The 26038-nt window shown below is 61.7% G+C and carries 21 protein-coding genes; 14 read left to right on the top strand and 7 right to left on the bottom strand.

The features are described from left to right. Nucleotides 1-27 precede the first annotated feature (27 nt). The 3 genes from ABI582_RS12960 to ABI582_RS12950 all read left to right on the top strand — a co-directional run bounded on the left by ABI582_RS12960 (nt 28) and on the right by ABI582_RS12950 (nt 7349). Nucleotides 28-2913, top strand: coding sequence for a hypothetical protein (locus tag ABI582_RS12960; protein WP_442119365.1), 2886 nt, complete (start codon nt 28-30; stop codon nt 2911-2913). 62 nt (nt 2914-2975) lie between these two features. Further along, on the top strand, nt 2976-3473 hold the full coding sequence (locus ABI582_RS12955; protein ID WP_442119364.1) for a hypothetical protein: 498 nt from the start codon (nt 2976-2978) through the stop codon (nt 3471-3473). 27 nt (nt 3474-3500) lie between these two features. Further along, nucleotides 3501-7349, top strand: coding sequence for an RHS repeat domain-containing protein (locus ABI582_RS12950; protein WP_442119363.1), 3849 nt, complete (start codon nt 3501-3503; stop codon nt 7347-7349). Between the two features lie 77 nt (nt 7350-7426). Here the strand turns inward: ABI582_RS12950 and ABI582_RS12945 are convergent, their stop codons facing one another. From ABI582_RS12945 to ABI582_RS12920, 6 genes are all read right to left on the bottom strand, one after another. Continuing rightward, nucleotides 7427-8506: a fimbrial protein gene (locus ABI582_RS12945; RefSeq protein ID WP_338746497.1), complete on the bottom strand. Its 1080-nt coding sequence runs from the start codon at nt 8504-8506 to the stop codon at nt 7427-7429. Nucleotides 8507-8572: 66 nt separating this feature from the next. After that, nucleotides 8573-11071 (bottom strand): fimbria/pilus outer membrane usher protein, encoded by a 2499-nt coding sequence (locus ABI582_RS12940; RefSeq protein ID WP_442119362.1) that lies wholly within the window; start codon nt 11069-11071, stop codon nt 8573-8575. A 33-nt stretch (nt 11072-11104) separates the two neighbouring features. Further along, complete coding sequence (locus ABI582_RS12935; RefSeq protein WP_442119361.1) at nt 11105-11842, bottom strand: fimbrial biogenesis chaperone; 738 nt, start codon at nt 11840-11842, stop codon at nt 11105-11107. Between the two features lie 61 nt (nt 11843-11903). After that, nucleotides 11904-12452, bottom strand: a complete 549-nt coding sequence (locus ABI582_RS12930; protein ID WP_442119360.1) for a fimbrial protein — start codon at nt 12450-12452, stop codon at nt 11904-11906. 190 nt (nt 12453-12642) lie between these two features. Continuing rightward, nucleotides 12643-13053: a PA2817 family protein gene (locus tag ABI582_RS12925; RefSeq protein WP_019470645.1), complete on the bottom strand. Its 411-nt coding sequence runs from the start codon at nt 13051-13053 to the stop codon at nt 12643-12645. 77 nt (nt 13054-13130) lie between these two features. Beyond that, complete coding sequence (locus ABI582_RS12920; RefSeq protein WP_442119359.1) at nt 13131-15578, bottom strand: acyl-CoA dehydrogenase; 2448 nt, start codon at nt 15576-15578, stop codon at nt 13131-13133. 267 nt (nt 15579-15845) lie between these two features. Between ABI582_RS12920 and ABI582_RS12915 the strand changes: the two genes are divergently transcribed. The 3 genes from ABI582_RS12915 (at nt 15846) to ABI582_RS12905 (ending at nt 18310) form a co-directional block, all read left to right on the top strand. Then, nucleotides 15846-16469 (top strand): glutathione S-transferase, encoded by a 624-nt coding sequence (locus ABI582_RS12915; RefSeq protein WP_442119358.1) that lies wholly within the window; start codon nt 15846-15848, stop codon nt 16467-16469. Between the two features lie 132 nt (nt 16470-16601). Beyond that, nucleotides 16602-17534: an ABC transporter ATP-binding protein gene (locus tag ABI582_RS12910; RefSeq protein WP_016500911.1), complete on the top strand. Its 933-nt coding sequence runs from the start codon at nt 16602-16604 to the stop codon at nt 17532-17534. Beyond that, nucleotides 17531-18310 (top strand): ABC transporter permease, encoded by a 780-nt coding sequence (locus ABI582_RS12905; protein WP_016500910.1) that lies wholly within the window; start codon nt 17531-17533, stop codon nt 18308-18310. Before ABI582_RS12910 ends, ABI582_RS12905 begins: the two co-directional genes overlap by 4 nt. Here the strand turns inward: ABI582_RS12905 and ABI582_RS12900 are convergent. Next, the gene (locus tag ABI582_RS12900; RefSeq protein WP_442119357.1) at nt 18194-18832 is read right to left on the bottom strand and encodes a DUF2062 domain-containing protein; all 639 of its coding nucleotides are present in this window, start codon (nt 18830-18832) and stop codon (nt 18194-18196) included. The genes ABI582_RS12905 and ABI582_RS12900 overlap by 117 nt on opposite strands. A 142-nt stretch (nt 18833-18974) precedes the next feature. Between ABI582_RS12900 and ABI582_RS12895 the strand changes: the two genes are divergently transcribed. The 8 genes from ABI582_RS12895 (at nt 18975) to murB (ending at nt 25930) form a co-directional block, all read left to right on the top strand. Further along, complete coding sequence (locus ABI582_RS12895; RefSeq protein ID WP_442119356.1) at nt 18975-21188, top strand: DNA internalization-related competence protein ComEC/Rec2; 2214 nt, start codon at nt 18975-18977, stop codon at nt 21186-21188. 203 nt (nt 21189-21391) lie between these two features. After that, nucleotides 21392-22027, top strand: a complete 636-nt coding sequence (locus ABI582_RS12890; RefSeq protein WP_028614013.1) for a MotA/TolQ/ExbB proton channel family protein — start codon at nt 21392-21394, stop codon at nt 22025-22027. Next, nucleotides 22024-22458, top strand: coding sequence for an ExbD/TolR family protein (locus ABI582_RS12885; protein WP_016500906.1), 435 nt, complete (start codon nt 22024-22026; stop codon nt 22456-22458). Before ABI582_RS12890 ends, ABI582_RS12885 begins: the two co-directional genes overlap by 4 nt. Continuing rightward, a complete protein-coding gene (gene lpxK / locus ABI582_RS12880) occupies nt 22458-23459 on the top strand; it encodes a tetraacyldisaccharide 4'-kinase (RefSeq protein WP_442119355.1) in 1002 nt (333 codons plus the stop codon). Before ABI582_RS12885 ends, lpxK begins: the two co-directional genes overlap by 1 nt. 44 nt (nt 23460-23503) lie before the next feature. Continuing rightward, a complete protein-coding gene (locus ABI582_RS12875; protein ID WP_003247142.1) occupies nt 23504-23689 on the top strand; it encodes a Trm112 family protein in 186 nt (61 codons plus the stop codon). Further along, nucleotides 23686-24450, top strand: coding sequence for a 3-deoxy-manno-octulosonate cytidylyltransferase (gene kdsB, locus ABI582_RS12870; RefSeq protein WP_059395219.1), 765 nt, complete (start codon nt 23686-23688; stop codon nt 24448-24450). The genes ABI582_RS12875 and kdsB overlap by 4 nt, the downstream gene beginning before the upstream one ends. Further along, nucleotides 24450-24914, top strand: coding sequence for a low molecular weight protein-tyrosine-phosphatase (locus ABI582_RS12865; protein ID WP_442119354.1), 465 nt, complete (start codon nt 24450-24452; stop codon nt 24912-24914). Before kdsB ends, ABI582_RS12865 begins: the two co-directional genes overlap by 1 nt. After that, the gene (gene murB / locus ABI582_RS12860) at nt 24911-25930 is read left to right on the top strand and encodes a UDP-N-acetylmuramate dehydrogenase (protein WP_442119353.1); all 1020 of its coding nucleotides are present in this window, start codon (nt 24911-24913) and stop codon (nt 25928-25930) included. Before ABI582_RS12865 ends, murB begins: the two co-directional genes overlap by 4 nt. Nucleotides 25931-26038 lie beyond the last annotated feature (108 nt).

Here is a 26038-nt window from a genome sequence, read left to right as displayed (position 1 = left end):
ACGAGCGCTAATTTTCAGGAGAGTGTCATGTCTGTAAATCCTATCGAGTATGTGCTGGCGCGTATGGACAAGCGCAACATTACCCAAGGTTGGGGCGCCGTTGCGGCGTTCAGCCGCTCGCGCCTGAACGACCTGCTGCATGAACAGTACCGGCAGCGCCTGAGTACGTTGAGCTTCCTGCCGCTGTTCAATGCCGACGTCTACCACCAGGACCATATCCGCACCCGAAGCGTTTTGCGCAAGATCGAGTTTGGCGCGCCGTTGCTGTCGTTTACCAATGCGTCGCTCACCGATTCCAGGGCGCAGCTTACCTTCCCCATTTTGGCGGGGGTCTACAGTGTGCAATCGCCATTGGCCGAGAACCTGCTGACGCGCTTCATCATCGATGAATCAATGGGTTACTCACTGGTGATTTCGGTTGAGCTTCGCCTTGTGACCGGTGAAGTCGACCGTCGCGGCAGGGTCACCCTGGACCTGGCTGAAGCGTCCGAATTCAGCTGCAACCTGGCTGGGGAAGACCCGCACGTCAATGGCCTGATCGCTGCAGCCATGCAGGAACAGTTCGAACAGTTGCCCGCGCACCGGGGCCAGTTTGAACTCGGTATGCTTGACTTTTCGGGCTATTCGCCACTGTCGCCCAAGCTATTTCGTATCCTGACGCAGCCGGCGCCAGGCGCCCAAACCCTGGGTGCAGCGAATTACGGTGACGGCGCGGTGCTGACGTTCATTCAACTGCGCGCAAACACGGGCCCGGGCGAGCTGCCTGAGCATTCGTTCCCCTACCTGATTCCTGATGATCTCAACGACGATGGCAGTGAGCGCTACTCGGCGACGATGGTCGTGGACAAAGCCCTGCTTGAGCATGTGCGTGATGATCGGCTGGATGTGTTGGCATCGATACTGTTCGCCACGTCGCACAAGTTTGTCGAGCGTGAGCGGCATACACCACACGATCTTGCGGTGTTTGGCAACATTGCAGCGGTCCCCCCCCTGTACAGCGTTGACCCGCAGACAAGAACGGTGCGTGCGGGCGACTCGGTAAAATTTACCTTGCGCGACCAGGCAGGGGATGAAGTGCCTGCCACCAAATGGTCTGCCCAGAGTCGCCAGAGCCATGCGGCAGTGGGTGATGGCAAGATCGACGCCAACGGTATGTACCAGGCCATCGGGGTCGAGGGCATCGGCCATCACAGCTTGACGATCGTGATTACGGCAGAACTTACCGTCGGTAACACTACCCATCAGGCGAGCGCGCAGGTGATCGTGCAGTTCGAGCAAGTGCAGGTGGCGCCGCGGGTGGGTGTGTTTGCCTCGCGTATACCCATGGCCCTGGGTGCCGCCATGCCGGTAGATGATATCGAGTGGTCTCTGCTGGGCACCGAGCGTGGTCAGCTTGCCCAGACCCACGGCAACCGGACCGTCTTCACCGCCGAGAACGCTGCCAACCGGCGCCAGCTGAGTGTTCAGCAGGTGCAAGCCAAAGGGGGCCAGCAGCGTATGTCGGCGCTGGTCATGCTCAATGGCTTGCAGTCGATGGTCATTGACCCTGTGCGTGCCCAGGGCCTGGAGCCGGGCGAGGTGGTGACACTGGCGGAGCGAGACCCGGCGTTGCTGCCTGGCGCACGTCGGCGCTGGCAGCTGATTGGGCCAGGTACGCTGGATGAAGCGGGTAACTATACGGCACCTTCGGGCGACGAACAGGGCACCAGCGTGGTGACCTGTGAGTTGGTACAAAACGGCGTAGTGCTGGCTGCCGGCTACAGCCTGCTGGAGTTTGGTGAGGCAAAACTGGCTGAGGAAGGCACCTGGCTCCGGTTGGTCAGCTACAAGATCAGCATACCGGGCGGGGGCGAGCAGGGCGCCAAGGGGGAATTGCTGAACAACGGCTTCCAGTCATTGCGCCTGCAAGCCGTCATCGAAACCGAAGCAGTAGACGGCAGGTTCTACCGGCTCAGTGCAGATGAGCGCGCCTACATCGGCTTGAACAACTTGATCAGTAAACAGCGACTGGTTGCGCTCAATGATGATAACCCGAGCGGCGGCATAGAAAAGGACTCCACGTTTAAATGGGCTACCCGCAAAGTAGCAAACCGTTTCGAGCTGTCCTATGGACAATTGGCCGGGGGTGCCCAGCCAGCCAATGAAGAGGCCATTACCCGACAGGACATTTATCTTCACTGCGCCGAGCGGGCGGGGGTGGCGAACGAATTGTACAGCACGTTCTATGTCGATGCCGGAGGAACAGAGTCTTCCGATGATGGTAGCAATGCGGTGGGGAACAAGGTCGAAGTGATACCCAAGGCGCCCCCTAGCTTCGGCAATGAAAACTATACGCTGACGCGTGTACGTGTGGAGGGCGGAACGGGTGACCCGAACGACCCCGGTGACCCCGCTTTCGACCTTTGGTTAAGAACGCTGGATTATTGGGTGTTCAAGTTGGCGGGCAGCCGCTTCGAGACCGTCGAGTTTCTGGAGCAGCAGAGATCGGACCCGCACGTGAGCCAATCCGCAATACGTTGGGAGTCCGAGCACCGTAACGAGATCATGTTCAGTTTTACCGGTTCCATCTTCCGGGACAAATTGGCCAAGGACGACGAGAAGTGGCAAGCCGCGGAGGTCAATATTCAGTTTGATGATGACCTTGCCACCTTGATGGCCAGGCGTCCGGAGCTCAGCACCCAAGTAAGTCTGACGAACTTTGAAGAAGGCAGCTTGGTAATCACTAATCATCGGGTGCCGGATTTCGCTTACAGGCCATCGGGCACAGCTGAGCGTGACCACCTTGCACGCGATGTCGTGGTATTACTGCGTGACCAACAGGGTAATGCGCACTACCGGCGATTTGCCTATAGGCCAGCCGGCACTTCCGGTCATCGGCATTACATCGAACACAGCCTGTTCACGCCAGTGTGAAGTTTGTCTGCCGCCTTCCGCGGAGGGCGGCCCTGTTCAACAGCATTTGCTGGAGAGTTACCATGAAATTTAATAGGTTTGTTATACGCTTTGCCATGTCACTGGCCCTGCTTGCCGGGGGGGCTGCTTTGATTCATGCGCAGGAAAGTGCCCCCCCTGCGACCACGAACACGGCGAGAATTTACTTTGCGGGTGGTAAGGGCGGCGAGCCTGACCAGAACACTTGTTCGTTTGAGGTTAAGGCTGGGGAATATAAGTTTAACGGTGGCAGTAACAATGATTGTACCAATGATGACATGTATTGGTACCGAATTGATAATGCCCCTTCTGCTGCGCTGATTACCTTGCATTCTGAGGATGATTGCAGAAGGGGTGATGATTGGTATTTCACGCTCAGGACTTATATTAATCCGGTGACAGTCGGCTGGCAGAAGATTTCGGATCTTGAGTATCTTAAGGCTGGGGATATTGTTACGCGTGGCCTCATGTATGACGAAGGGCATTATAAAAAAGGCAGCGGTATAGGCGGAAAAATTTCCTGCGTGACCATCGACTATTGATGCCCCGCTGAATCAAGGAGAATAATGATGTCGAATGATCGTTCAGTCCACTCAAACGCTTTCAATTTCATGAGCCACCTGACCGGCGGCGTCGATTCACGTACAGGCTTGTATACGTTTTCTGCCAACCTGCGCAGTATTACCGGCAACGATCAGTTGGGGCCCGAGTTCGACGTGCTGCTCCACTATAGCCCGCTCAATGTTGCTGACAGTGGTTATGGCAAAGGCTGGAATCTGCGTACTACCGAGTTCGACCCGGCCCGCGAGCGCCGGATCATTTCCCTGGCCAGCGGTGAAACGTTCAAGGTCGATGGCAGCGCCGGCACAAAAGAGCTGACGATGTCGGAAAAGAAAATCGACACGTTCCATCTCTATGAAGAGGTGACCGACAGCCAGTGGCGCGTGGTACATCGCAACCTGAAGGTGGAGATTCTTGAGAAAAAAGGTACCGGCGACAAGGCCAGGGCCGTGCCAACCCGTATCTTCAGCCCGCAGGGGCATTGGCTGAACCTGGAGTACGGCACTTATGCCAGCTACCCGGTGCTGACCAAGATCACCGACATGCGTGGCGACACCCTGCTGGAGGTGGTTCGCGATGGCAACCGGGTCAAGCTGACGGTACCAACGGATACCGACGGCGCCGTTTACACCATGGTGCTGGGCGTCGACAACCGTGTAGATCGTATCGAACTGCCTACCGAGAACCTGGCCAGCTGGCGCTTTACCTATAGCCGCGAGCGAAATGTCGATTGCATCAGTGCGGTCCGCACCCCTACAGGCGGTTTCGAGGAAATTGCCTACCGTGATGGCGGCCACCTGTTCCCGATCGGGTCAGGTCTTGACCCGATGCCGCGGGTGACCCGTCATGTACAGCATCCAGGCCATGGGCAACCCGCGATCGATACGCGTTACACCTACTCCGCTGATGGGCACAATTTCCTCGGCGGCAACATACAGCTGGACTGGATCAATGACGGGTTGGACAACCTGTTCCGCCAGGCCATCGACTATGACTATGGCACCACCGAGACCCTGTGGGTCGATGACATACCTGTGCGCAGCGTCGTCCGGGCGTTCAACAAGTTTCACCTGCTCACGAGCGAAACCACGTATGTGGGTGAGGAGTTGAATGGTGGGGCAACCGAAGTCATCGGCAATCAGATCAAGGAGGTGAAGACGCAGTACAACCTCAAGCCTGGGTTATTCAGGGAGCAGCCCAATTATTGCCAGTTGGTCCACGGCATCGAAACGCGGTGGTGGCTGAAAAGCAACCCTGCCAGTAACTTCAGACTGGCCGAAACCAGCACGTATGACGACCACGGCAACCTGCGGACCCACAAGGCAGTGACTGGCATTGAAGAGACCTACGAATGGTATGGCGCACAAGCGCCGGGTTTCCCGGGCCATGTGGAAGGCTTCGTTACCTACCTGAAGGTAAAAACGCAGAAACCTGCTCCCGGCAACCCCGGTACCGCGCCGGAGCGAACCACGCATTACACCTACCAGCAGTTGCCAACGCTGACCAGTGCTCAGTCGCAGACCCAGCAGCAACACTGGCTGGAGGTGGATGTTGAAACCTATACCAGCGGCGCCAACACAAAAACCACACACCATGCGTTTGAGCAGGCAGTGGATGAAACAGCCGTTGCGGCTGAGCCGCTCCAGCACGGCCGGCTAAAGAGCCAGCAAACGCGCTTCCCGAACCCGAACAAGGGGGAGCCGAACCAGCCAGAAACGCTCGACACCCTGATCGAGCACACCTACACCTTCGAGACGCTCACCTGGGACACAGCGAAGGCGCCAGGGCCGTTGGTCAAGGGTTCCATGCAAGTGCTACAGGACAAGCAGTTGCTGACCGGCTACGACGCCACCAGCAAGGAAACAAGAGTGCAGCATTCGCTGGCCACGGGTGAAACGGTGCTCAACCGTGATGACACCGATACGGAAATCATGACCGTGTGGGATGCACTGCTGCGCGTCGAGCGGGAAATCGTCAGCCCAGGCAAGGATGAAGAGGCGCTGCGGCGCTATGAGTACCAGCTGAGCGACGCGGACGACGTTCAGGCTACCCAGACGCGGTACGATGTGAAGGGTGTAATGACCGTGGCCTATTTCGACGGCGCTTACCGTACCGTCAGGGAAGAGCGGGAGGACCCTGATCATGACCTGGCAAAGGGCGATACCAAAGCCATCTACACGGCCAGTTTCGATGCATGGGGCAGGCCACTGGAAGAGACGGAAATCGACTGGCTCAAAGACCGTGACCTGCACCTGACCAGCCAGTACCGATACGACCAGTGGGGTGAACAATTGTGTGTCATCGGCCCTGATGGCGTAGCTGAGTTCGCGCAAACAAACCCTATCGGTGATGGCGAAACCGGCCCGATCAAGCGTGAGTGGCGGCAGAAGCTGCTTGACGACGCAGGCAATGAACTGGAGAACGGCGCCAAGACCGGGGTAACCGAGACCCAACTTGACCGTTTTGATTTGCCGGTTCAGGTTCGTCGCTGGGTGAAGAAGAAGCCGGCTGATGAAACGGAAACGGAACTCAAGAGCGAAGTGTTGACCGAGTACGATGGGTACGGCCGCAAACACAAGGAAGTGTCTGGGCTTGGTAGCGAATCTGAAAAGCAGATCGAAAAATTTACCTACGATGGGTTTGATCGCCTGCTGGCCCATGAACTGCGTGCAGGTGAGGTGGTTCACAGAACCTTTGCTGCGCACAGCGACAAGGATTTGCCAATCACCATTCGGGTGAACCAGCTGGCACTGCTGGGTGAGCAGCACTTCAACGGCCTGGACCTAATGGACTGGTCGATCACCGGTGGTCGCAGGCAGGTTTATCAATACAAGCCGGGTGAGCTCAAGCCGAGCAAGGTCATCACGCCCGTGGGCGAAATTGATTACGAATATCGCCCCTACCTGACCGAAGAACCTGTGCTGCGAACCCTGGGCGGCAAAAAGGCCAATTATGTATTCGACAAGCAGAATGCACGCCTGGAAAGCTGCGACGAGGTGGGCGGACAAGCATTTTCCCGCACGTACTACAGTACGGGTGAAGTGCGCGTTGAAACCCGCGGCGAATACGACATGGAGTACGGCTACAGTTACCGTGGGCGCATGGAGTCGTACCGGGATGTGCTCAAGCAGACCCAAGTCAATGAGTACGATAGTGTTGGCCGCCTTGATGTCACTACGCTGGGGGCGCTGTCGTGCAAATTCGAATACGATGATCTGGGCCGTACCGAGTCGTATGAAACCACGGAAGCAGCAAGCGGCAGCGCTGTTGTCAACTCGCTGAAAACGACGCTGCTGTACGACGACCTGGAGCGTGAATGCTCACGAACATTTACGTTCAGTAACGCGCCCGAGCAAGTACTGGCCCAACAGTACGACGAATTTGACCGCATCATTGAGCGCACGCTTTCGGAAGGTGGCACGGAGTTGCGTAAAGAGACGTACAAGTACGATACGCGCGGCAGGCTGACCACCTATACCTGTGAGGGCGAGCTGTGCCCGGTCGACCCTTACGGCAAGCAGATAGCCAGCCAGGTGTTCCGCTTTGATCCGATCGATAACATTAGCCAGGTGTTGACCCGGTTCGAGGGGGGGCAGAATATGGCGGTTTATCGTTTTGAGAACCCGGCGGACCCTGCTCAACTTTCACGCATTACCAATAACTTTGGCGAGCCGTACCCAGAAGAAATCAAGCTTGAATACGATGAGAATGGCAACCTGATACTCGATGATGCAGGTCGTAAACTGGAATATGACGCGCTCAACCGCCTGATCAAGGTAACGGACCTTGAAAAGGGGGAATGCCTGTACGGCTATGACCCGCAGAATATCCTGAGTTCGACTGACAGCGAGGCCTGATACTGAAGCGGGCTAGTGCTGCTCAGTCAAGCATAGTGGGGCTGCGAAGCGGCCCCAATTGCTTGTCTGCCAGGTTTTCAGCGATAGCGAAGGGTGAAGTTCAACGCGCCATTCGCTTCGCCAGCACGGACTGCGCTGGGCTCGTCGGTCTGGTAGAAGCGAGCGCCAAAGTTCAGTACGGTAGTGCCGTCCTGGATTGCTTGAAGGTCTTCTTCACGTCGCAGCGGCAGGGGGGTGCCGTCGTCTTTCAGTACCTGGATGCCAACTCCTTCAGCCGTGGAGTCAGGGGTGAGCGTGAATACGCCGTCCAGCCCAGGTACGGGCACTGAACTGTTGGCGGGGTCGAGTTCGATCGTCGCCCTGGTCATGCCCCCAGGGTCTGTCTTGCAGTTGCTCAGGGTAATGGTGAATGGCACGGTCGACGTTGTGGTGCCTTTGCCTGCGAAATGCGATTTGTCCCATGTCAGCAGGTCTACGGGGGTGTCGCTTATCGGGTCGCCGATGAGGCTGCACTGGGTTTGCAGTACATCGGCCTGCAACCGGTAGCGCAGTACCAGCCCCAAGCCTGTGGCGTCGAAATGCCCGGTGAACAGTTCAGTGTCGACCCGGTGCAGGCCGGGTGCTATATCCCCCGTCTTGACCAGGGTTACCTGGTTCCACAGCGTGCTCAGCCTGAATCCACCGAGCTGGTTGTTGAACTGCATGGTCGAGCGCATTGGAATGAAGGGGTTGTGCGGGCCATTTTCAGGCATGAAGAAGGCAGGGTCCGAGCCATTGAAGGGTGCCTCAAGCCGGATACGCGCGCCAACGCCGTCGATGTTGGTTTTCAGGATATACCCGTCAGACGGCTCGCCTTCCACTGGGGGAAGCGGATCGGGAAAGATATCCCTGGCGTTCATGTCGAAACGCCAGAGTACATCCCCATCGTTGTAGCAATGCAGTTCCGACCGAGGCATGGAAGGGGTGAACTGCCGTTGGTTGGGTGTGCCGATGGAGCTGCCGAGTTCGGCATTCAGGGGCACATGCATCACGCCGGTGAGTGTGCGTGTGATGGTCATCGGCTGGGTGCCTACGCTCCAACTGCAGCGGTCGCCCGCGTGGGCTTGGTAGCTGCTGAGCAGGGCAATGGGCAGTGCCCAGGGCATGAGGCGTTTCATTGGTAATTCCTGGTGGAGCGCGCCCGCTGTGGGCGCGAGTTTCATGGCGCAGGGGCGCGGGTCAAGTCATTCGCAAGCCAGTGATTGCAGGCGATAACCTTGCTGTTGAGGAACCGATTGCGGGTCCAGCGTGAACCGGCAGCGGTTTTCCAACGCTTCGCCCCAGCGTGCTTCGAGCCGCTGCAGACCATCGGCTACCGACACCATGACGCGGCCTGCAGGGCCGACCATACCCAGCACATTGCCGTCGGCGTCATGCAGCTGGCTGCCAAAGGGCAATGGCTGCTGATCCTTGGAGACAAGGGTGAGTACCACACGGTTGGCGCGGCGGGCCTCGAACCGGCTCTTGATGACTGCGCCGCGGCGAGGTACGGCATCGGCGGTGCCGTTGATGATTTCTACGTCCGGGTCCAGCTGGTCGGTGTCCAGCACCAGCTGGTTGAGCCGGTACGGGCGCAAGTGGGGAACCAGGGCGTAACCTTTCGCGTTGGTGCGAATGGCGCCGTGGTTCTTCAATCCCACGTCAGCGGTGTCGGGAACATGTACCAGGCCAATGGTTTCACCCAGGTAAGGCCCCAGCTCCATACCGTTGGCATGCAGCAACGCAGCCCCGCTCATGTTCAGCGACAGGCTGCGGTAGTCGTCCGCTGCAGACAGGCCGGCGCCGAAGGTTGCCTGTGGTGCCTGGTAGGCCAGGGCCAGGCCGGCGCTTTGTTGCTGCTGCTCGTTGGATGCGAGCGTGGCGTTGTAACTCAGGCGGTCGACCTGGCTGTGCAAGCTTGCCCGCTGCGCGGTGCCGTGGGCGGCGTGTTGCAGGTCCAGGCTCAAGCTGCTGCTGCGGCCGAATTCCAGCGGGACCGATACGGTCAGGCCGAACTGGCGGTCACTGCCCGCAGCGTGTTGCGTCAGCGATTGCGACCCATACAGGCTGTAGCTGACGCCGTTGTGCGACGTGCTGAAATTGAGCTGGAACTGGCGTTGGCTATCGCGGCGTTGCCAGTAATCCTGTTGTGACAGGGTAAGGCTGAGCGTGCTGCGTTCGCCAACACGCTGGTTGATCGAGCCTTCTACCCGGCTGCGCCGGCTGCCAAGGAACAGGCGGTCCTTACTGCGCTGGCTGATCCATTCGTCGAAATCCCGGTAACCTTGGGTCGAGTAGCGGTACCCGGCAAAGCGCAAATGGGTGCCGCTGTTGAAGGCTTTGCTGTACCTGGCGCTGTAGCTCATGCCCTGAAGAGTGCGTTGCTCTATTGGCGTAATATCGCTGCGTGCATGGGTGACATCGAAAGATAGCGCCCCGATTGCCCCCAGGTCCCGGGCAATGCCCATGGCGCCGGCGGTGTAGCCCTCGCTGGCCATCAGGCCGCCATACAGGGTGGCATTCCAGGGCATGCCCCTGGCCACTGTGCCTTGCCAAAGCAGTGGGTTTTCACCGCCATTGGCCGGGTTGTAACGGCCCAGCGTGGTGCTGTAGCGCCATACCCCAGGGCGTAGCAGGTTGGTGATGCTGGCATAGGGCTGGATGAAGCGCCTCACCTGGCCATCGGCTTCGGTGAGTACCACCTCCAGTTCGCCAGTAGCGCCCACGTTCAGGTCGTCGATCGCGTAGGGGCCAGGGCTGACGTAGGTTGAGTAGATCGGATAGCCGTTCTGCCACACTTCCAGTTTTGCGCGTGTCTGTGCCACGCCGCGCAGGGTAGGTGCGTAACTGCGCATCGCATCGGGCAACATGTCGAAATCAGTGGCCAGGCGTACGCCGGTAACCGGCACGCTGCGAAATACATCGCTGCTTGTGAATGTTTCGCCCAGGGTGATGTTGCCCCAGGTGCCCGGCAAATCGTGCTGGGCATAGGTGTACGCTCGGCTCCAGGTTTGCTGGCCCTCGTCATCGCGGCGCCAGGACTGGTTGCTGCGCAACCGCCAGCCGGCCAGGTTGATACCGCTGGTCAGGTACAGGTCCTGGGTGTTCTGGCTGCCGCGCCCGCGGCTGTCGCTTTGTTGCATGGAGGCCTGGTAACTGACGAAGGCAGCCGATATGCCGTTTTCCCAGCGCGCCGGGTCCACCTGGCCTGCCATGTCGCGGCGCAGGGCAATTTGCGGGATGGAAATGGCCAGCCGCAGTTGGCTTGCATCGAAGTCGACAAGTGCCCCTGGTACCAGGCGTGGCAGGTCCAGGCAGGCGTGTTCGAGTGCAGTGGGGTCGGCGATGGCATCCAGGCGCAGGCCCAGTTCGGCCATCAGGCTGGGGGCCAGGCAAGGCATCAATTGACTGCCGTCCGGGCTCAGCTCGAACTGCAATTCGCGCACACCTGCCGGGCCAAGGTTTACCAATAGTTGCACTGGATAGCGCCCGGGTGGCAGTTCCTTCTGGTCGGACAGCGCATGCAGGGCGTGGGTAACGTTCGCTCTTGGCTGCCCGGGGGACAGGTACAGGAAGCTGGCCTCGAACTCTGGGCCCGGCGCAGGGGCAGGGGTTGCCAGCGCCGTGCCAGTCGACAGGCAGATGGCCAGCGGGCAAACGAGGCGCAGGCGATAACGCCTGCACCCAGGGGGTTGCAGGATCATTGAGTGTCCTTTGGCGGTGGCCGTGAAGTCAGGTCAGGGGGTGTCGTGCACGGGCAGGGTCAGCGGCTTGCTGGTACCGCCATGGTCATTGATCACGGTCACGATGGCTTGCACGCCGGCACCTTCGAAGCCATTTGGCAGTGCAACCTCTAGCTGGGACATCGGCGCCATCATGTCGATACCGGGCAGGGCTTTTTGCTGCTTGCCCTTGACCAGGTCCAGGCGATTGAAGGTGAAGTGGAAGGGAGTGGGATTGTGCACGGTAAGGTGTGGGCGACCGTTACGCAGGGTTGTGGTGAGGTGCAGTTCCTTGAGCCGCTTTTCCGGGTTGCCTTGAACCTGAGCCGGTCGGTAGAACAGCTTGATCCGGGTGCGCAAGGCAATGTTGAGCTGGTTTTTGGCATCGCTGCTTGCCTGGGGAATTTCCTGCAGGTTGAAAAAGAACAACGATTCGCGGTCTTGTGGCAGATCGTTTGGCAGGCCGCTGATCTGCACCGACTGGTCCTTGCCGGCAGCAAGCCTGAACAGGGCAGGGGACGTCATGAACGGCACGGGCGTGGTGGTGTCGTCTGCTTGGGTATTGACCCAGGTCTGGGCGGCGAAGGGGCGTTGGCTGGGGTTGGCGATTACGACCGAGGCACTGCGTTGGGTGCTTTCGTAGATGATGCGCGTACTGCTGATGGTAAGGGCGGCGTGAGCGCTGTTCAGCAGGCAGGCCAGAAGCAGCAGGCAACCGCCCAGCAACGTCGAGGTGCGGGTGACGGGGAGCATGAAAAATGACCAATGAAAGAGGCAGGGGGATCCAGGTACGCGAAGGCACCTGGACAGGGCATCAAGGCAGCGTGATGCTGAAGTTCACGTCTGCGTTGGCAGAACCTTCGGTCACCGTACCTGCTGCGCCGGTTCTTACATAGGAACCATAAAACCTCAGGTCCGTCACGCCAGTGGAGGCCACGGGATAGTCTTTGGACGCGGTACGTGGAGGGATAGGTGCGTAAGCATCATCCTTGAGTGCCACTGCGAGGCCGCGTCTGCTATCGCGGATGGCATAGTACTCACCGCTTGCGCCTGCATCGCCGTTGAGAGAGTCAAAGGTGACCTTGGCGTTGTAGCCTGGCGGGATTGTGCAAGTAGCATCATCCGCATCAACCCGCAGCGCGAATGCGATGTCGGGGGTGGTAGCGTTTGCGGCGAAGTACTTGACCGAGTAGTTCTCGAGGTCAACCGCACCGATCGGCCCAGGGCCCCCTGGTATGACAATTTCGATCGGGCAGGTAGTGCCGCCGTTGATGTTGCCTTTGAAGAGGATCTGGCCTCGTTCATCAGCAAACGCTGTGCTGCTTGCCAGGCCAAGGGCAAGCACCATCAAAGTCTTTTTCATTATTCAATCCATACGTTTAAAGGTTGGCTAGCTGCGTGCAGGGCACGCGTGCTCCAAATTGCCAAGGCATCACTTGGAACGGCGCATAGCGTATGGACGGAAGGGCGAGGGGGATGTAGGTCGAGGTGCTGCAGGAGGGCGGAAATTTCGACAGGCACCCGGCCAGCTGAAGGCCAGGTGCCTGTTCGGGTCAGTGACGCAGCGTCGAGCCGGCCGGGTTCAGCAACTGCTTTTCGGCGTGCCAGTCAAAAGGCTCATCGTTCTGCTCGGCCTCGTAACGGCGTTCTTCCAGTTGTTGGTAGAGGGCCAGCTCTTCGTCGGGCATGTAGTGCAGGCAGTCACCGCCAAAGAACCACAACAGATCGCGGGGTACCAGGTGGGCGACCTGCGGGTAGCGCTGGATCACCTGGCAGATCAGGTCCTGGCCCAGGTACTGGCTTTCCAACGGGTTTTGCGGCAACAGGGTCAGCAGTTCGTCGAAGCGTTCGAGAAACAGGGCGTGGCTTTCCTCCGGTACCTGCTCGGCTTCACCCAGGGCCACCAGGATGGTGCGCAGGTGGTGCAGCAGTTGCAGGTGGTATTCCAGGTGGGGGTTGGCCATGGGGTGGTCCTCGGGGTGGTCGAAACGGGGGCGGAGTATACGCCGGTTGGGGAAGGGGCCGCAAAACGGCCCCGGTTTCATCGCACCTTGCCCTGTTCCGGCAGCAGTTGGGCCTTGTCGAACGCATCCACATCGATCACGGCCCGGCGTGCCTGCTCCGCCGCATGCAACCGTTGCCCCTCGCCAGCTTGCAGTGAACCGCTCTCGACGGCCGCATCGATGGCCGACTGCCCAGGTGCTGGCAGTACCTTGCCCTCCTTGATTGCCTGATGCAGCACTTTGTGCAGTGGCGCAGCCTCGTGCAGAAGATCACAAGCCCGTTGCAGTGCCGCCACCGGGTCGCCCTCGGCTTGTGGCCTGAAGCACCCGGCAAGCAATTCCTCCAACGCCGGGTCGCCTTTGCTGCGGCCGATCAGCGCCGCCACTTCGGCATCCAGTTCATCGCTCGGCCCGGTATGGCGGCGGCCGAAGGGGAATACCAGCACGCGCAGTGCGCAACCGACAAACCGGTTGGGGAAGTTGTCGAGCAGCCGGTCCAGCGCCTTTTCCGCCTGGCCCAGGCTTTCTTCCATGGCCCAGCGCAGCAAAGGCTGCATGTGCTCGGGCGAGCCCAGGTCGTGGTAGCGCTTGAGCGCAGCGCTGGACAGGTACAGGTAGCTGAGCACATCGCCCAGGCGCGCACTCAGGCGTTCACGGCGCTTGAGCGCACCACCGAGCAGCATCATCGACAGGTCGGCCAGCAGGGCGAAGGCGGCAGCCTGGCGATTGAGGGCGCGGAAGTAACCTTGGCTCAAGGCATCACCGGGTACTGGCTCGAAACGGCCTAGCCCCAGGTTGAAGACCAACGTGCTGGCGGCGTTGCCGGCGGCGAACATGATGTGTTTCATCAGCAGGTCGTCGAATTCCTTCAGCGCCTGGTCACGGTCCTCACGCCCGGCCAGGGCCATTTCCCTGAGCACGAACGGGTGGCAGCGGATGGCGCCCTGGCCGAAGATCATCAGGTTGCGCGAAAGGATGTTGGCGCCTTCGACCGTGATGAAGATCGGCGCCCCTTGCCAGTTGCGACCCAGGTAATTGTTGGGGCCCATGATGATGCCCTTGCCGCCGTGCACATCCATGGCGTGCTGGATGCATTCGCGGCCCCGCTCGGTCAGGTGGTACTTGAGAATGGCCGACAGCACCGAAGGCTTTTCGCCAAGGTCCACGGCCTTGGCGGTCAGCAGGCGGGCGCTGTCCATCAGCCAGGCGTTGCCGCCGATGCGTGCCAGCGACTCCTGGATGCCCTCGAAGGCCGCCAGCGGCACGTTGAACTGCTCGCGGATATTCGCGTACTGGCCGGTCACCAGGCTGGTGTACTTGGCCGCGCCGGTGCCAACTGCAGGCAGGGAAATCGAACGGCCTACCGACAGGCAGTTCATCAGCATCATCCAGCCTTTGCCGAGCATGGTCTGGCCGCCGATGAGGAAGTCCAGCGGCACGAACACGTCCTTGCCGCTGTTGGGGCCGTTCATGAAAGCGGCGCCCAGGGGCAGGTGGCGTTTGCCGATTTCGACACCTGGGGTGTCGGTGGGGATCAGCGCAAGGCTGATGCCCAATTCTTCCTCTTCGCCCAGCAGGTGGTCCGGGTCGTAGGCCTTGAAGGCCAGGCCCAGCAAGGTCGCGACCGGGCCCAGGGTGATGTAGCGTTTTTCCCAGTTCAGGCGCAGGCCCAGTACTTCTTCGCCATTCCACTGGCCTTTGCAGATGATACCGGTGTCGGGCATGGCGCCGGCATCGGAGCCGGCTAGCGGGCCGGTCAGGGCAAAGCAGGGGATTTCGTCGCCGCGAGCCAGGCGTGGCAGGTAGTGGTTACGTTGTTCGTCGGTGCCGTAATGCAGCAGCAGTTCGGCCGGGCCGAGGGAGTTGGGCACCATTACCGTGGAAGCCAGGTCGCCACTGCGGGTGGCCAGTTTCATCGCAACCTGCGAGTGGGCGTAGGCAGAGAAGCCTTTGCCGCCGTATTCCTTGGGGATGATCAGCGCAAAGAAGCCATGCTGCTTGATGTGATCCCAGGCTTCGGGCGGCAGGTCCAGGTCCTGGCCGATCTGCCAGTCACTGACCATGGCACACAGGTCTTCCGTGGGGCCGTCGATGAAGGCCTGTTCTTCTTCGGTCAGCTTCGGTGCCGGGTAGGCCAGCAAGGTGCGCCAGTCGGGGCGGCCGCTGAACAGTTCGCCATCCCACCACACTGTGCCTGCATCGATTGCTTCGCGCTCGGTTTGCGACATGGGCGGCAGGGTGCGCTGGAACCAGCTGAATACCGGGCCGGTGAACACCTTGCGGCGCCACTCCGGCAGCGCAACCAGGGCGATCTTCAACGCCAGTACGATCCAGATCACAGCCAGAAGCCAGCCGGGCGCACCGCTGAATATGCTCATCAGCAGCACATAGGCCGCCATGATGCCGAGAATCTGCAAGGGCGCCAGGCGCCGGTTCGTGAGGTACGCCGCGCCGATTACCAGCACTACCAACCACAACAGCAACATAATCGGTCCTCCTTGGAACCAGGGGGCTTTAGCCGTCCCAGACAGCTTAGACGCAATGCTGGGAACGGCAGCTTCAGAACAGTGACAGGGTGTGGCAGCGGGAGTTTCAGTTCATTGTTCGCCTGTACCGGCCTCTTCGCGGGTAAACCCGCTCCTACAGGTCGGTGGTGATCCCTGGGGGAGCGGGCGTGCCCGCGAAAGGGCCGGTACAGGCGGCGAAGGTCTGGAGTAGACTGCACCCCCACCGCATTTCATAAGGACGTTGCCATGCTGAAGATCTGGGGCCGCAAGAATTCGAGCAATGTGCGCAAGGCATTGTGGATTGCCCAGGAACTGGGCCTTGATTTCGAGTCCATCGACGCCGGTGGCGCTTTCGGCGTGGTCAACGAGCCGCACTACCGCGCCCGTAACCCCAACGGTCTGGTCCCCATGCTCGAAGACGGCGACTTGACCCTGTGGGAGTCCAACACCATCGTCCGCTACCTGTGCGCCGAGTACGGCGCCGAGCAGGGCTGGTACCTGGAAGGCCCGCGCCAACGCGCCCTGGCCGACAAATGGATGGACTGGACCACCTCGTCCTTCGCCGCACCCTTCCGCCCGCTGTTCTGGGGCTTGCTGCGCACCCCGGAAGACCAGCGCGACTGGGTGGCGATCAATGCCGCCCACAAGCAGTGCGCCCAATTGCTGGCCATTGCCGATGAAACCCTGGCCAAACAGCCGTACCTGTCCGGTGACCAGATCGGCATGGGCGACATCCCACTGGGCAGCTTCATCTATGCATGGTTCGAAATGCCCATCGAGCGCCCGGTCATGTACAACCTGCAAGCCTGGTATGAACGCCTGAAGCAACGCCCGGCCTACCAGGCCGCGGTGATGACCGCGCTCACTTGAACCTGCTTCGATAGTCATTATCAATAGATGTGACTGTACTTGTGCGGCCTGGCCTTGCACCATTGGCCGCACTCACTGCGCCAGTGACTTTACCTGGCGTGTCCTGCACCTTTTTTCGGTAAATGACCCGCTATGAGTTCCGCCCTGTCCATCAGACAGCTCACCAAGACCTACGGCAACGGCTTCCAGGCCCTCAAAGGCATCGACCTCGATGTTGCCGAAGGCGACTTCTTCGCCTTGCTCGGCCCCAACGGCGCCGGCAAATCCACCACCATCGGCATTCTTTCCACCCTGGTAAACAAGACCAGCGGCACGGTGAACGTGTTCGGCCATGACCTGGACCGCGAGCCTTCAGCGCTGAAGCGCTGCCTGGGTGTGGTGCCGCAGGAATTCAACTTCAACCAGTTCGAGAAAACCTTCGACATCGTCGTAACCCAGGCCGGTTACTACGGCATTCCGCCCAAGCTGGCCAAGGAACGCGCCGAGCAGTACCTGACCCAGCTAGGCCTGTGGGACAAGCGTGATGTGCAGTCGCGTTCGTTGTCTGGCGGCATGAAGCGCCGCTTGATGATTGCTCGCGCGCTGATTCACGAGCCGCGCCTGCTGATCCTCGACGAGCCTACCGCAGGTGTGGACATCGAACTGCGCCGCTCGATGTGGAGCTTTCTCACCGAGCTGAACCAGAAGGGCATCACCATCATCCTCACAACCCACTACCTGGAAGAGGCTGAGCAGCTGTGCCGCAACATCGGCATCATCGACCACGGCACCATCGTCGAGAACACCAGCATGCGCCAGTTGCTGGGCAAGCTGCATGTGGAAACCTTCGTGCTCGACATCAAGCAGGACCTGGCCAGTGCGCCGGTGCTGCAAGGCTACCCGTGCCGGCTGCTGACCCCGCACACCCTTGAGGTGCAGGTGGACAAGGACATCGGCATCACCGCGCTGTTTGGCCAGCTGGCGCTGCAGAACATCGAGGTGCAGAGCCTGCGCAACAAGACCAACCGACTCGAGGAGCTGTTTGTGTCCCTGGTGGAAAAAAACCTGTCGAAGGTGGCCGTATGAGTGTGGAACTGCGCACCAACTGGGTCGCCCTGAACACCATCGTCTACCGTGAAGTGCGGCGCTTCTTGCGCATCTGGCCGCAAACGTTGCTACCGCCTGCAATTACCATGGTGCTGTACTTCGTCATCTTCGGGAACCTGATCGGCCGGCAGATCGGCGACATGGGTGGTTTCACCTACATGCAGTACATCGTGCCGGGGCTGATCATGATGTCGGTGATCACCAACTCCTACGGCAACGTGGTGTCGAGCTTCTTCGGTAGCAAGTTCCAGCGCTCGATCGAAGAGCTGATGGTGTCACCGGTGTCGCCGCACACCATTCTCGTCGGCTATGTACTGGGTGGCGTGCTGCGCGGTCTGGCGGTCGGGGTGATCGTGACCATCCTGTCGATGTTCTTTACCGACCTGCAGGTGCACCACCTGGGTGTGACCGTGGTCGTGGTACTGCTGACAGCCACCATCTTCTCGCTGCTGGGCTTCGTCAACGCCGTGTTTGCACGCAATTTCGACGATATCTCGATCATCCCCACCTTTGTGCTGACGCCGCTGACCTACCTGGGCGGGGTGTTCTACTCGATCAACCTGCTGCCGCCGTTCTGGCAGACCGTGTCGCTGGCCAACCCGGTGCTGCACATGGTCAACTCGTTCCGCTACGGCATCCTAGGGGTGTCGGATATCAGCATTGGCACGGCGATCACCTTCATGCTGGTGGCCACCGCAGTGCTCTACACGTTGTGCATCCGCCTGCTGGTCAGCGGCCGCGGCATGCGGGCATGAGCCCTGTTGTGAACATCTGAGCTTGCGCCGGCGCCACTGCCGGCCAATCCACCAGCGCCAGTACAGCAGGGTGGTGAAGTAGGCGGCAATGCCCAGCACCACCCCGCACACCACCGACCCCAGCAGGAACGGCTGCCACACGGTGGCAAGTTGGTCGGTGATCCAGTCGAAGGTCAGTTCGTCGGGCAATGTTCGCGGCGGCACCTGCATCAGCCAGGCGCCGGTCATGTAGGTGACGAAGAACACCGGCGGCATGGTCAGCGGGTTGGTCAGCCACACCAGGCTGACCGCGATCGGCAGGTTGCCGCGTACCGGGATTGCCAGCGCCGCCGCCAGCAGCATCTGCATGGGGATGGGAATCAACGCCGCGAACAGGCCTACGCCCATGGCCCGTGCCACCGAATGGCGGTTCAGGTGCCAGAGGTTGGGGTCGTGCAGCAGCTTGCCGAAAAAGCGTAAGGACTTGTGTTCCCGAATGCTGGTCGGGTCCGGCATGTAGCGTTTGAAAAGTCGGCGCGGCATGTAGGCTCCCGGAGCGTTGATCCGGGCAGTATGCCCTTAATCCTGCGCTGTCTCGTTTAGAGTTTGTGACAATTGTTGAGCAAGCTTTGCCGGCAATTGAGCTATGCCTCAGGGGGTGATTTACCTTCTGGAGCTCTACCTCATGCGCACAGGGATGTTTGCGCTCGCGCTCGGGCTGCTGTGCCTGGGCTTTCTCCCCGTATTGCCATCGGTCGGATGGCTGCTAGCGCTTGCTGCGTGCGCTGTCGTCACTCTGTTTACCCGCGTTTGGCCGTTGGGCTGTTTTTTGCTGGGCCTGTGTTGGGCATGTTGGTCTGCTCAGCAGGCCGTGGATGATCGCCTGGCCGCTGGCCTGGATGGCCGGACCTTGTGGCTGGAGGGGCGGGTGGTCGGTTTGCCCGCCCGCACGGCGCAAGGCGTGCGCTTCGAGCTGGAGGCGGCACGCTCGCGGCGGGCCGAACTGCCGCAACGGTTGCAACTGAGCTGGTTCGAAGGGCCGCCGCTGCGGGCCGGTGAGCAGTGGCGGCTGGCCGTGACCTTGCAGCGCCCGGCCGGGCTGCTCAACCCACATGGGCCCGAGCGTGAGGTGCAGCTGCTGGCGCGGCGGGTGGGCGCCACCGGTACGGTAAAGGCCGGGCAGCTGCTGGCGCCGGTAACCGGTGGTTGGCGCGATGTGCTGCGCCAGCGCTTGCTGGCGGTTGAAGCCAATGGCCGGCAGGCAGCGTTGGTGGCACTGGTGCTTGGCGACGGCACAGGCCTGGCCCGGGAGGACTGGCAGACGTTGCAGGCCACCGGCACGGTGCACCTGCTGGTGATCTCTGGCCAGCATATCGGCCTGGTGGCGGGTTTGCTGTACGGCCTGGTCGCCGGACTGGCGCGTTTGGGGCTGTGGCCCGCTCGGTTACCGTGGCTGCCCTGGGCGTGTGGCCTGGCCATGGCGGCGGCCCTGGCCTACGGCTGGCTGGCCGGTGCCGGTGTGCCGGTGCAGCGCGCCTGCCTGATGCTGGCGGTGGTGTTGCTCTGGCGGCTGCGCTTTCGTCATCTCGGTGCGACGCTGCCGCTGTTGCTGGCGCTGGTCGCGGTGCTGCTGGTCGAACCACTGGCAGCGCTGCTGCCTGGGTTCTGGTTGTCATTTACGGCCGTGGCCACGCTTGTCTATTGCTTCAGTGCCCGGCTAGGTGGCTGGCGGCCTTGGCAGGCCTGGACGCGCGCGCAATGGGTGATCGCCATCGGCCTGCTGCCGGTGTTGCTGGCCACGGGCTTGCCGGTGAGCCTGAGTGCGCCGCTGGCCAATCTTGTCGCAGTGCCTTGGGTGAGCGTGGCGGTGCTGCCTTTGGCACTGCTGGGTACGTTGCTGCTGCCACTGGGCGGGGTAGGGGAGGCTTTGCTATGGCTGGCGGGTGGCCTGCTGGATGGGCTGTTCCGGCTGCTGGCGCTGGTGGCGCAGCAGCGTCCGGCGTGGGTGGCGCCGGCCCTGCCATTATGGGCCTGGCTATTGGTGAGCCTGGGCGCTCTGTTGGTTTTGCTGCCCCGTGGTGTGCCGCTGCGCGGGTTGGGCGGGGTGATGCTGCTGGCCTTGTGGGTGCCCAGGGAGCCGGTGCCCCACGGGCAGGTCGAGGTCTGGCAACTGGACGTTGGCCAAGGGCTGGCGGTGCTGTTGCGCACCCGGCATCACAGCCTGCTGTACGACGCAGGGCCCGCCCGGGGCGAAAGCGACCTGGGGGAGCGGGTGGTGCTACCGACGTTGCGCAAGCTGGGGGTGGGCAGCCTGGACACGATGGTGATCAGCCATGCGCATGCCGACCATGCGGGTGGTGCTGCGGCCATACAGCGTGGTCTGCCGGTCAGGCGGCTGATCGGCGGGGAAGCGCTGGATGATGTGCCATTGCAGCCTTGTGCCAGTGGCGAACAATGGGACTGGGATGGCGTGCGTTTTTCGCTGTGGCGTTGGGCGGCCGGGCAGAGCAGCAATGACCGTTCCTGTGTGCTGTTGGTAGAGGCGCAGGGCGAGCGCTTGCTGCTGGCGGGGGATATGGAAGCTGCTGCCGAACGCGCCTGGCTGGCGGACCATGAAACACCGCGTATCGACTGGTTGCAGTCACCGCACCATGGCAGCCGCAGTTCGTCGACCGAGGCGTTCATCCGGGCTACTGCGCCGCGTGGGGTATTGATTTCGCGAGGGCGCAACAACAGCTTCGGGCATCCGCATGTTCAGGTGATGGAGCGTTATCAGCGGCATGGGCTGGCGGTGCATGACACGGCGGTGGAGGGGGCGTTGCGGTTGGTGTTGGGGCGGCAGGGAGAGGTTGAGGGGATGAGGGGGCAGTGGCGGTTCTGGCGGGTTCGAGCTGAGTGAGAGGGAGGCAGGCAGGTGCATGCCATGACATTTTCAGCGCCTGTGAGATCGAGCGCCGCGCGGGCGGCGCTCGATCGCCCAGGCACCACACTTGTAACGGTGTACGCCTCCCAGCCCTGCACCCCAATTCCCTGACCTCCGGCAGATGAGCCCTCGGCGCGCCTATGGTAGAGTGGCGGCCTTTTTGCGAAGGGGCGTTTACTGTGTGGGAATTGGTCAAGTCCGGTGGTTGGATGATGCTGCCGATCATTCTGAGTTCCATCGCCGCCATGGCTATCGTCGTCGAGCGGCTGTGGACCCTGCGCGCCAGTCGCGTCACCCCGCCGCACCTGCTGGGCCAGGTGTGGATGTGGATCAAGGACAAGCAACTGACCAGTGACAAGCTCAAGGCCCTGCGCGCCGATTCGCCATTGGGCGAAATCCTTGCCGCAGGCCTGGCCAATTCGCGCCATGGCCGCGAAATCATGAAAGAGTGCATCGAGGAAGCCGCCTCGCGCGTCATTCACGAACTGGAGCGCTACATCAGCACGCTCGGCACCATCGCCGCCATGGCCCCGCTGCTGGGCCTGCTGGGCACCGTGCTGGGCATGATCGACATCTTCAGCGCCTTCATGGGCTCGCAGATGACTGCCAATGCGTCCGTGCTGGCCGGTGGTATCTCCAAGGCCCTGGTCACCACTGCGGCCGGCCTGATGGTCGGTATCCCGGCGGTGTTCTTCCACCGCTTCCTGCTGCGCCGCATCGATGAGCTGGTAGTGGGCATGGAGCAAGAGGCGATCAAGCTGGTGGAAGTGATCCAGGGCGACCGTGAAGTGGAAGTGGCCGGAGGCAAGGCGTGAAGTTCCGGCGCAATCGCCAGCGGGAGAACGTCGACATCAACCTGGCGTCGTTGATTGACGTGGTGTTCGTCCTGCTGCTGTTCTTCGTGGTCACCACCACCTTCACCCGCGAGACCCAGCTGCGCGTCGAGCTGCCCGAAGCTGCCAGCGCCGAGAAGGCGCCGGCCGACCAGGACAAGCTGGTGGAAATCACCATCAGCGCCGAAGGCGTGTATTCGGTGAACAACCACCTCCTGCCCAAAAGCGACCTAGCCACCTTGAGCGAAGCGATCGAGCGTGAGTCGGGCGGCGACAACAAGCTGCCGCTGGCGATCAGCGCCGACGGCAAGACCCCGCACCAGGCTGTGGTCACCGCAATGGACGCCGCCGGCAAGCTCGGTTTCAGCCAGTTGCGCATGACCACCGTCGAGGCGGCCCAGGGCACGCCTTGATGGCTTTCGCCGACCGTTTGCTCGCCGCCTGGTACGCCGGGCACCCAGCGCTGGTGCTGCTCCGCCCGCTGGAGGCGTTGTACCGCCGCGTGGTCACGCGCAAGCGGGCGCGTTTTCTCAGTGGCGAAAGTGCCAGCTACCGGGCGCCGGTGCCAATCATCGTGGTGGGCAACATCACCGTGGGCGGCACCGGCAAGACGCCGATGATTCTCTGGCTGATCGAGCACTGCCGCCAGCAGGGGCTGAAGGTGGGCGTGGTCAGCCGTGGCTATGGTGCCAAACCGCCGCAGCTGCCCTGGCGGGTGCAGGCCGACCAGCCGGCCGACCAGGCGGGCGATGAACCGCTGCTGATCGTGCAGCGCACCGGCGTACCGCTGATGATCGACCCCGACCGTTCCCGCGCTGTGCAGGCGTTGCTGGCCAGCGAACCGCTCGACCTGATCCTGTGCGATGACGGCATGCAGCACTACCGCCTGGCCCGCGACCTCGAACTGGTGCTGATCGATGCCGCCCGCGGCCTGGGCAATGGCCGCTGCGTGCCAGCCGGCCCTTTGCGCGAGCCCGCCGAACGCCTGAAGGATGCTGACGCGGTGCTGTTCAACGGTGCCAGTGCCGACCGCGCCGATGGTTTTGGCTTCTGCCTGCAGCCGTCCGCCCTGGTCAACCTGCGCAGTGGCGAGCGCCGTGCCCTCGACCATTTCCCCGCAGGCCAGCGCCTGCACGCGGTGGCCGGTATTGGCAACCCGCAACGTTTCTTCAATACCCTGCTGGGGCTAAACTGGCAGCCGGTGCCGCACCCCTTCGCCGACCATGCACAGTTCAGTGTCCAAAGCCTGGCCTTCAGCCCGCCGCTACCGCTGGTGATGACCGAGAAGGATGCGGTGAAATGCCGGGCCTTCGCCGCTGACGACTGGTGGTACCTGGCCGTCGAGGCGCAGCCCACGCCGGCTTTCAGCGCCTGGTTCGACAACCAGCTGCAGCGTCTGCTGCGCAAGCCCTGAGCCCGTTTTCAATTTTCGGCCACCTGGCCTAAAGGAAGCCTCCAATGGACACCAAACTGCTCGATATCCTGGCCTGCCCGATCACCAAGGGCCCGCTCAAGCTCAGCGCCGACAAGACCGAGCTGATCAGCAAGGGCGCTGGCCTGGCCTACCCGATCCGCGACGGCATCCCGGTCATGCTGGAAAGCGAGGCGCGCACCCTGACTGACGACGAGCGTCTGGACAAATGAGCCTGGACTTCACCGTGGTGATCCCCGCCCGGCTGCGCTCCACACGCCTGCCAGGCAAGCCGTTGCTGGCGATTGCCGGCAAGCCGATGGTGCAGCATGTGTGGGAGCAGGCGCGCAAAAGTGCTGCCAGCCGTGTGGTCATCGCCACCGACGACGCCAGTATCCTGGAAGCCTGCCAGGCTTTCGGCGCCGAAGTGCTGATGACCCGTGCCGACCATGAATCGGGCACCGACCGCCTGGCCGAAGTGGCTGCGCACCTGGGCTTGCCGGCTGACGCCATCGTGGTCAACGTGCAGGGCGACGAGCCGCTGATCCCGCCGGTGATCATCGACCAGGTGGCGGCCAACCTGGCTGCGCACCCGGAAGCTGGCATCGCCACCCTGGCCGAGCCGATTCATGAGCCGGAAACCGTGTTCAACCCCAACGCAGTCAAGGTGGTGAGCGACAAGAACGGCCTGGCCCTGACGTTCAGCCGCGCGCCTCTGCCCTGGGCCCGCGATGCTTTTGCCAGGGACCGCAACGTGCTGCCAGAAGGCGTGCCGTATCGCCGCCATATCGGCATGTACGCCTACCGCGTCGGCTTCCTGCAGGACTTTGTCGGTTGGGGCCCATGCGGGCTCGAACAGACCGAAGCGCTGGAGCAGCTGCGTGCCTTGTGGCACGGCGTGCGCATTCACGTCGAGGACGCCATCGAGGCGCCTGCCGTGGGCGTTGATACTCCTGAAGACCTGGAGCGCGTAAGGCGCTTGCTGGAGGCTTGATGCGCGTCCTGTTCGTCTGCCTGGGCAACATCTGCCGCTCGCCTACCGCCGAAGGCGTGCTGCGCCATCAATTACAGGCCGCCGGGCTTGCCGACCGGGTGCAAGTGGCTTCTGCCGGCACCGGCGACTGGCATGTCGGCAAGGCGCCAGACAGCCGCACCTGCAAGGCTGCGCTGGCACGCGGTTACGACCTGTCGGCGCAGCGTGCCCAGCAGGTCAAGGCGGCGCATTTTGCCGAGTACGACCTGGTCCTGGCCATGGACGAGAGCAACCTGCGCGATCTGCGCGCCCTGCGCCCGCACACCGCAGTGGGCGAACTCGACCTGTTCCTGCGTCGCTATGGCTCGGTGCTGGATGAGGTACCTGACCCGTACTACGGCGGTGCTGACGGCTTCGAGCAGGTGCTCGACCTGGTCGAGGCGGCCTGCCAGGCGCTGGTGCTGGAAATCAAGGGGCGGCTATGACAGGGCAGTGGCAGGAGCAGGTATCGCTCAAGCCGTACAACACCTTCGGCATCGACGTGAAGGCGCGTTACTTCAGCCAGGCGCAGGATGACCAGCAGGTGCGTCAGGCACTGGGCCAGGCGCAGCAGCGCGGGCTGCCGGTGTTGGTCATCGGTGGTGGTAGCAACCTGCTGCTCACCCGCGATATCGACGCGCTGGTGCTGCACATGGCCAGCCGTGGCCGCCGTGTGCTCAGCGACGATGGTGAACAAGTCGTGGTCGAAGCCGAGGCCGGTGAGCCGTGGCATGGATTTGTGCAGTGGACACTGGCGCAGGGCTATTGCGGGCTGGAAAACCTCAGCCTGATCCCCGGCACCGTGGGCGCCGCGCCGATGCAGAACGTGGGCGCCTATGGGGTGGAGATCAAGGACGTGTTTGCCGGCCTGACCGCCCTGGACCGCGAGACGGGCGAACTGCATGACTTCGGTTTGGCAGAATGTGCTTTCGGTTATCGCGACAGCCTGTTCAAGCGCAACCCCGGGCGCTGGTTGATCCTGCGCGTGCGTTTTGCCTTGAGCCGTACCTTGCAGGCCCACCTGGACTATGGCCCGGTGCGTCAGCGCTTGGCGGAGCAGGGCGTGGCCGAGCCGACTGCGCAGGCGATCAGTGATGCCATTTGCAGCATTCGCCGCGAAAAGCTGCCAGACCCGGTTGAGCTCGGCAATGCCGGGAGCTTTTTCAAGAACCCGGTGGTGTCGGCTGAGCTGGTTGAGCGTATTCGTGCGCAATACCCGGCAGTGGTGGCTTATCCTCAGGCCAATGGCCAAGTGAAGCTGGCGGCGGGCTGGTTGATCGAGCAGGCGGGCTGGAAGGGGCATCGCGACGGTGATGCGGGCGTGCATCGCTTGCAGTCGCTGGTGCTGGTCAATTACGGTCAGGCGAGCGGGGCACAGATGCATACGCTGGCGCAGCAGATCCAGGCGGATATCCTGGAGCGTTTCGGAGTGGTGCTGGAGATGGAGCCTAACCTCTACTGAGCGTTCGACTTTGGAGTTGCGGCGCTCGATCTCATAGGCGATGCCGCAGTAGCGACGAACAAAAGAAAAAGCCCCGCCAGTTCGCACTGGCGGGGCTTTTTCATTCAG

The organism is Pseudomonas sp. SAS7 (assembly GCF_052112345.1).
In the GTDB taxonomy this organism is placed as follows: domain Bacteria; phylum Pseudomonadota; class Gammaproteobacteria; order Pseudomonadales; family Pseudomonadaceae; genus Aquipseudomonas; species Aquipseudomonas putida_Q.
This window is presented reverse-complemented; position numbering and strand designations above follow the sequence as displayed.